Raw genomic sequence first — 7,357 nt, 5'->3', positions numbered from 1 at the left:
GTGCTCGGCCCAGGCGCCGACGCCGATCATTCCCTGCATTTCCATCTCGATCTCGAACCGCGCCGTCATGGCGGAACGTTCTGCCAGTGATCAGGGCTGATCCAGGCCGCGTGCCGCAATTCGGCCGCAGGCATGAACGCGGACGCTGAGTTTTCCTTTACCCTTGATCGTTAAAATGCCGGATATCCATCAACGGGATTCCGCCAATGGCCGGCAAATTTCGGGCCGTGTTTTTCGCCACCGCGCGCCAGTCAAAATATGCAGCAATGCTGACCGCCGGTCTGGCGCTGGCGGCGCTTTCCGCCTGCAACACCGGCAGTGTGCTGTCGCTGCAGCCGGCCGTCGACGTCGGCGCGCAGACGGCTGCCGTGCCGCAATATGCCGGCATGCAGAAGCTTGTCCCTTCCAATCCGTACATGACGCAGGCCGCTTATCCGCGCATGGACGAGCCGATGTCGCCCGTCGAGCAGATGCCGGCCAGCGAAACCGACTGCCGTCAGCAATTGAAGCGCCTCGATGTCGCCTACACCGACCTGGCGCCGATCCATGAAGGCCAGTGCGGCATCGATTATCCGGTCAAGGTCTCGGCCATCGGCAACATCCAGATGAAACCCGCCGCAACCCTGACCTGCGACATGGCAGCTACCTTTGCCGGCTGGACGAAGAACGAACTCGTTCCCTCCGCCCGCTGGCGTTATTTCTCCGGCGTCAGGACCATACACCAGGGCTCCAGCTATTCCTGCCGCCGGATTGCCGGCGAAGGCGTCCTGTCCGAACACGGCAAGGGCAATGCGCTCGACGTCATGAGCATCGAGCTCAACAATGGCGACGACATCGATGTGCGCAAGCCCGGCCTGTTCGCCTTCCGCACCCGTGGCTTCCTCAACAATGTGCGCGCCGACGGCTGCCAGTACTTCACCACCGTGCTCGGCCCCGGCTACAATTACGACCACCGCAACCATTTTCATTTCGACATCAAGAACCGCAAGAACGGTTATCGCGCCTGCCGTTAGATCGGTGCCGGGTATCCTTTGCCTGAATGCCATGACAACGCCTAATGTGATGCCGGAACATTTGAGCGGCATTCATGGGTCAACGAAGCGTTCGGCGACGCATTATGATCTGGGCGGCGACCTTGTTGGCCGCGTATCTGGCGCTCGCCTATTTCGCCGCACCGGAATTCTGGACGTTCCGCGATCGAGGTTTTCGCACGCATCGCTTCGAGATGCTGACGCACACGCCGCAAGGCATTCCGGGCGACCCGATCAATGTCGGCCTTGTCGGCACGCAGAAGGAGGTGGTCCACGCCTTTGCCGTTGCCGGCTGGGACACCGCCGACGCCGTCACCCTGAAGACCGCGATCGAGATCGGTGAAAGCGTGCTGTTCGACCACCCCTATCCCGATGCGCCGGTCAGCAGGCTGCTGTTCGATGGCCGTGCCCAGGATCTCGCCTTCGAAAAGCCGGAGGGCATCAGCGCCGACCGACGGCATCATGTCCGCTTCTGGCAGACCGATGCAAGCGGCGACGATGGCCGGCCGCTGTGGCTGGGCTCGGCCAGCTTCGATCGCGGCGTCGGCTTCAGCCACGACACCGGCGCCGTCACCCACCATATCGGCCCCGACATCGACGCCGAGCGCGATTTCCTGATGCGCGACCTGGCCACTGCCGGCATGCTGCTCTCGACCAGCGACATATCGGGCGTCGGCGCCACCAAGGCGGGACGCAATGGCGGCGGCGATCCCTATTTCACGGACGGCGAGGCAATTGTCGGCGTGTTGAAGCAGTTGCCATGACATCGCAAAAGTCAGGTCGTGGTGATCACGATCTTGCCGAACGGCCCTTTCTCCAGATGTTGCAAGGCCTGCGGCACCTCATCGAAGCCAAAAACCTTGTCGATGACCGGCTTGATCGCCAGCGCCTCGATCGCCTGATTCATGCGCTCGAAAGCACGGCGATGGCCGATCGACAGGCCCTGCACGGTGATGCGGTTGCGCATGAAGGGCAGGATGGGAAAGCTGAGCTCCATCGCGCCCAGCAGGCCGATGATCGACAGCCGGCCGTCGGCGGCCAGCGCGTTCAGCGATCGCCGTGCATTGTCGCCGCCGACCATTTCCAGCACGTGGTTCACGCCCAGCCCGTTCGTCAGCTCACGCGCGGCATCGTCCCAGGCCGGTTGCGTGCGGTAGTTGATCCCTTGCCAGGCGCCAAGCTTTCTCGCCCGCTCAAGCTTTTCATCACTGCTTGAGGTGACGATGGCGCGCAGGCCGAACGCAGTGGCGAACTGCAGCGCAAACAGCGACACGCCGCCGGTGCCCTGGATCAGAATGGTCTGACCCGGCACCGGTTTGGTCGCCTCGGCCATGGCGAACCAGGCCGTCAGCGCCGCGATCGGCAATGTCGCGGCCTCGATGTCGCCGAGCGACAGCGGCGCCAGCACCGCGGCGTCCTCGCCGAAGATGACATGATCGGAAAGCATACCCGACAGCGACGACCCCAGCGTGTGCTTATGCAGCACCGGCGGTGCGTCGCCATCCGGCCAATCGGCGATCACCTGGCCAAGCACGCGCTGGCCGACCTGAAAGCGGCTGACGGCACTGCCGACGGACACCACTTCGCCCACCGCGTCGGATGTCGGCACGAAGGGAAAGGCAAGGTCGGGGATCAGCACGCCGTCCACGATCATCTTGTCCTTGTAGTTGAGCGATACGGCCTTGGTCCGGACCAGCAAATCGTGCGGCCCTGGCTCGGGCACCTTGCCTTCCACCTGGCTTAGCCTCGACAGGCCAAAACCGCTCATCTGCCAGGATCTGTTGATTGGGGTGCTCATGTCGTCTCGCGCTCCGTGCATTGATGCCAGGCGAGACATTTATGCCTTTCGATTATAGAAAATAGTGCTTCCGTGCGGTATAATTTGACACTGATTGCGGACTAAAAGTCGACAATAGGAAATCGCCATGGAAACGGCCGACCTGCAAGGCACCGTCGCGTTTGTGCAGGCGGTGGAGGCCGGCAGCTTCACTAGCGCCGGCGAGCGGCTGCATGTGACGAAGTCGGCGATCGGCAAATCGATCGCGCAGCTGGAGCAGAGGCTCGGCGTTCGCTTGTTGAACCGCACCACCCGCAGTCTCAGTCCGACCAGCGAAGGCATCAGCTACTATGAAGCCTGCGTCCGGGCCCTGGCCGAGATCGAAGCCGCACAGTCGCTGCTCGCCTCGCGTCGGCAGGTCCCGTCTGGCCGGCTTCGGGTCGACGTGCCGCTGGCCTTCGGCCGACGCTGCGTCGCTCCCGTGCTGTTCGAGATTTCGAGGAAATTTCCGGACCTGACGGTGGAAGTCTCCTTCAATGACCGCCGCGTCGACCTGATCGAGGAGGGTATCGACCTGGCGATCCGCATGGGCGAACTCGACGACAGCCTGTCGCTTGCGGCCAGGCGCCTCTATGCTCAGCGCTCGGCCATATGCGCGGCTCCCGACTATCTCGACAGGCATGGCCGGCCGCAATCGGTCGAGGATCTCGCCGATCACAGCGTCATTGGCTACGGTCGCGAGGGCATCGTCCGCCCCTGGGTGATCAGACATTCCGACGGCCATCTCGCAACCTTCGTGCCCAAGGCGCGGCTCGTTCTCGGCCATGGCGAACCGATGCTGGATGCGGCGCTCGCCGGCTGCGGCATCGCCTTCCTGCCGACATGGCTGGCCGCCGACAGCCTCAAAAGCGGCGATCTCGAAATGGTGCTGTCGGAATGCCTGGTCGAGAACATCGTCGTGCATGCCGTCTGGCCGGTGACGCGCGCGCTCACGCCAAAGGTGCGGGTTGTCGTCGACGCCCTCGTCGAACATTTTTCGGCGCCGCCCTGGGATGCCGCGTGAGCGAAATACCGGTCATTTCTCAAAAATCACGCCGGACTATTTTCGAAGACCGCGCCACAATGCTATTGACCGCTCATGTTATACGTCGAAATCGCTATCGTGGTCGTCCTCATCTGCGTGAACGGCCTTTTGTCGATGTCCGAGCTCGCCATCGTCTCGTCGCGCCCGGCCAGGCTGAAAGCGATGATCGACCGCGGCACCAATGGCGCCGGCCGCGCCCTTGATCTTGGCTCAAATCCCGGCAAGTTCCTGTCCTCGGTGCAGATCGGCATCACCTTGGTCGGCGTCCTCTCCGGCGCCTTTTCCGGCGCCACGCTCGGCGAACGGCTGGCGCAGTTCCTGGCTTCGACCGGCATCCGCGAGACTGTCGCCGACCCGCTAGGCGTCGGCATCGTCGTTGCTATCATCACCTATTTCTCGCTGATCGTCGGCGAGCTGGTGCCCAAGCAGATCGCGTTGCGTGATCCCGAGCGGGTCGCCGCCAGGGTCGCTCCGGCGATGACCATCCTCGCCACGGTGTCGGCGCCGCTGGTCTTCCTGCTCGACTTCTCCGGCCGCACCATATTGTGGCTGCTCGGTCAGCGCGGCGAAAGCGAGGAAAAGGTCACCGACGAGGAGATCAAGATGCTGGTCGCCGAGGCCGAGCATCACGGCACCATCGAATCCGACGAGCGGCGCATGATCGCCGGCGTCATGCGGCTTGGCGACCGCGCCGTGCGCGCGGTGATGACGCCGCGCACCGAAGTCGACTGGATCAATCTGCAATCCGACGAGGCGGCCATCCGCAAGCTGCTCATGGAAACCCAGCATTCGCGCCTGCCGGCAGGCGACGGCGGCGTCGACGTCATGGTCGGCGTCGTCCAGACGCGTGATGTGCTGGCCGCACTGCTTGCCGGCCGCGTGCTCGATCCGCGCAGGCATGTGCGCGCAGCCCCCATCGTCTACGACCAGGCCGACGCGCTCGATGTGCTGCAGAAGCTAAAGGAATCCGACGTGCCGATGGCGCTGGTGCATGACGAATACGGCCATTTCGAAGGCATCGTCACCCCGGCCGACATTCTGGAAGCCATCACCGGCGTGTTCCGCGCCGACACCGACGCCGGCGACGAGGAAAACGCGGTCAAGCGCGAGGACGGCTCGTGGCTGCTCGCCGGCTACATGCAGGCCGACGAGATGGCCGACATTCTCGGCATCGACCTGCCGGAAAACCGCGATTACGAAACCGTCGCCGGCTATGTGCTGTCGCATATGCACCATCTGCCGGCGACTGGCGAATGCGTCGACGCGCAGGGCTGGCGCTTCGAGGTGGTCGATCTCGACGGCCGCCGCATCGACAAGCTGATCGCCACCCGCCTGGCCGGCGCCCCTCGCGAGGCGGTGCGCTGACGGTCGACGCGATTTGCGGCATTTCGCTCTATCGTTCCCAGAAGGACTTGGCGATCTCTCCCTCGACCTGCTGTATCGTCAGGCCGATATCGTCGATCAGATGCGGATTGTCCTTCGACATTTGCCTGAGCTGCCAGCGAAAGCGTATCCGCTCGCGCCAGGTCCGATCGTGCCAGCTCGCGATGATGCTTCGCAGGGTCTTTAGGAGCCGGCGCGATGCCGGCCGCACGGGCGTTCCCGGCCGCGCTGCACAAGTGAGGGTATTGGTCATGGCAACCTCCATATGGTTTGAGGGCCTAGGGCTCTCGATGAGGTTGAATTCTGCGCGATACGGACGGCGCCGTAATTAAGCCCTCCCAAATAGTTCCCAAAACTTCCAAACGAGCTAGAGCGGCCCTATAGATGCGCCTATGCAGGGATCGCGTTTTGCCTTTGGTCCGTTCGTGCTTGATCCGCATGCGGGAACGCTGCTTCGGAACGATGTCCCCGTTGCCGTCGGCTATCGCGGGCTGAGCCTGCTTGCGGCACTCGTCGGGCGGCCCGGCGAAATCCTCGGAAAAGCCGAACTGATGGACGCCGCGTGGCCGGGCACGGCCGTCGAGGAAGGCAATCTCACCGTCCAGATCGCGCAGCTGCGCAAGCTGCTTGGCCCCGTCGGCGACAACGGCGAATGGATATCCACCGTTCCGCGCGTCGGCTACCGTTTCACTGGGGCCGTCGAACAGCTGGGCGAGGCCAGGCGAAAACCCTTGCCGCTGCCCGACAAACCGTCGATAGCCGTGCTGCCCTTCGTCAATTTCAGCAACGATCCCGAGCAGGATCCCTTCGTGGATGGGTTGACGGAAGACCTGATCACCGACCTGTCCAGAATCTCCGGTCTGTTCGTCATCGCCCGCAACTCGACCTTTGCCTACAAGGGAAAAGCGATGGACGTGCGCGAGATCGCCGGGGATCTTGGCGTGCGCTACCTGTTGGAAGGCAGTGCAAGACGCGCCGCGGGGCGCGTGCGCATCAACGCACAGCTGGTCGACGCGATGAGTGGCGATCATCTGTGGGCGGAACGCTTCGATCGCGGCCTGGAGGATATCTTTGCCGTTCAAGACGAGGTGACGGCCAAGATCGTGGAAGCGCTGCTTGGCCGGCTGCGCGCGCCGCCGCCGCGCAATCGGCCGCGAAATCTGGAGGCCTACGACCTCTGCGTGCGGGCGCGAAAGCTGATCGACGACTCGCCGCAGATGGCGCAGGAAGCGCATCTGATGCTGACGCGCGCGGTGTCGCTCGATCCTGATTATGCCGAGCCCTATCGTTGGCTTGCCATGAACCACTGGATGGGACAGGTGCATTGGGGCGGACCAACCGAGGCTGCCCGCAGCGTTGCCCTGGAGCTGGCGCGCAAGGCGGTGGCGATCGATCCCAACGATGTCGGCTGTCGCTGGATCCTGGCTTATCTGCTTGCCTATGAGCGCAGCTTCACTGAAGCGGATGCGGAATTCGCCAAAGCGATCGAGCTCGACCCGAACGAGGCCGACACCTGGGCGGCATTGTCCGACATCGCGGTCCTGGCCGGACGGGTCGAAGAGGGCCTCGAGCACATCGGCAAGGCGTTCCGGCTGAACCCGTTTCCGGCGAGCTGGTACTATCTGACGCTCGGCCAGGCGCAATATGCGGCGCGCGACTACCAAGCCGCTATCGAGACGTTGCGCCGTGACGAGACCTATCGCACAAGCTCACGCCGTTTCCTGGCGGCAAGCATGGCCCAACTCGGCCGGCTCGACGAGGCGCGCGCAGAGGCTGAACTGTTCCTCGTCGGCAACCCGCATTTCACAACCCATCACTGGGCGACGACCGAGCCATTCCGCGACGCCGCTACGCTCGAGCATTTCGTCGATGGTTTTCGCAAGGCCGGTCTTCCGGAGTGACGCGCCGGCATCCGGCCCGCCCGCAGCAAAGGCGACGTGGTGCGCTAACCCAGTCTAGACGTCGGTATGATCTCGGTGGCGCGACACCTTCTCGCGGTTGCCGCAGGTGCGCATGCTGCACCAGCGCCGCTTGCCGCCTCGCGACGTATCGAGGAAAAGCCAGCCACAGCGAGGGCAGGAA

General features: G+C 63.7%; 9 protein-coding genes. 6 read left to right on the top strand and 3 right to left on the bottom strand.

Annotation, left to right across the window (positions count from 1 at the left end):
• The 3 genes from ENZ75_RS14505 to ENZ75_RS14495 all read left to right on the top strand — a co-directional run.
• A partial coding sequence (locus tag ENZ75_RS14505; RefSeq protein WP_206617039.1) for an extensin family protein occupies positions 1 to 90 on the top strand: 90 nt, incomplete at its 5' end.
• Positions 91 to 206: 116 nt separating this feature from the next.
• A complete protein-coding gene (locus ENZ75_RS14500) occupies positions 207 to 1,013 on the top strand; it encodes an extensin family protein (protein WP_027162117.1) in 807 nt (268 codons plus the stop codon).
• 74 nt (positions 1,014 to 1,087) lie between these two features.
• Entirely contained in the window at positions 1,088 to 1,795 is a 708-nt protein-coding gene (locus ENZ75_RS14495) for an LssY C-terminal domain-containing protein (RefSeq protein ID WP_063168816.1), read from the top strand.
• A gap of 11 nt (positions 1,796 to 1,806) precedes the next feature.
• On the opposite strand, the gene ENZ75_RS14490 is transcribed toward ENZ75_RS14495, so the two are convergent.
• Positions 1,807 to 2,829 carry an NAD(P)-dependent alcohol dehydrogenase gene (locus ENZ75_RS14490; protein ID WP_013530060.1) on the bottom strand — a complete coding sequence of 341 codons (1,023 nt, stop codon included), beginning with the start codon at positions 2,827 to 2,829 and terminating at the stop codon, positions 1,807 to 1,809.
• A 127-nt stretch (positions 2,830 to 2,956) separates the two neighbouring features.
• On the opposite strand from ENZ75_RS14490, the gene ENZ75_RS14485 reads away from it, so the two are divergent.
• Positions 2,957 to 3,871 (top strand): LysR family transcriptional regulator, encoded by a 915-nt coding sequence (locus ENZ75_RS14485; RefSeq protein ID WP_063168817.1) that lies wholly within the window; start codon positions 2,957 to 2,959, stop codon positions 3,869 to 3,871.
• A 75-nt stretch (positions 3,872 to 3,946) separates the two neighbouring features.
• Positions 3,947 to 5,257 (top strand): hemolysin family protein, encoded by a 1,311-nt coding sequence (locus tag ENZ75_RS14480; RefSeq protein WP_024504164.1) that lies wholly within the window; start codon positions 3,947 to 3,949, stop codon positions 5,255 to 5,257.
• 28 nt (positions 5,258 to 5,285) lie between these two features.
• On the opposite strand, the gene ENZ75_RS14475 is transcribed toward ENZ75_RS14480, so the two are convergent.
• Positions 5,286 to 5,528 (bottom strand): hypothetical protein, encoded by a 243-nt coding sequence (locus ENZ75_RS14475; RefSeq protein WP_013530057.1) that lies wholly within the window; start codon positions 5,526 to 5,528, stop codon positions 5,286 to 5,288.
• Between the two features lie 139 nt (positions 5,529 to 5,667).
• Between ENZ75_RS14475 and ENZ75_RS14470 the strand changes: the two genes are divergently transcribed.
• Entirely contained in the window at positions 5,668 to 7,176 is a 1,509-nt protein-coding gene (locus tag ENZ75_RS14470) for a winged helix-turn-helix domain-containing tetratricopeptide repeat protein (protein WP_128278157.1), read from the top strand.
• Positions 7,177 to 7,230: 54 nt separating this feature from the next.
• Here the strand turns inward: ENZ75_RS14470 and ENZ75_RS14465 are convergent.
• On the bottom strand, positions 7,231 to 7,357 hold a 127-nt coding region (locus ENZ75_RS14465; RefSeq protein WP_164887823.1), incomplete at its 5' end, for a CGNR zinc finger domain-containing protein.

The organism is Mesorhizobium sp. M7A.F.Ca.CA.002.04.1.1 (assembly GCF_004022805.1).
GTDB lineage: Bacteria > Pseudomonadota > Alphaproteobacteria > Rhizobiales > Rhizobiaceae > Mesorhizobium > Mesorhizobium ciceri.
Note: the sequence above shows the minus strand (reverse complement) of the source record. Positions and strands in the feature narration are given on the sequence as shown.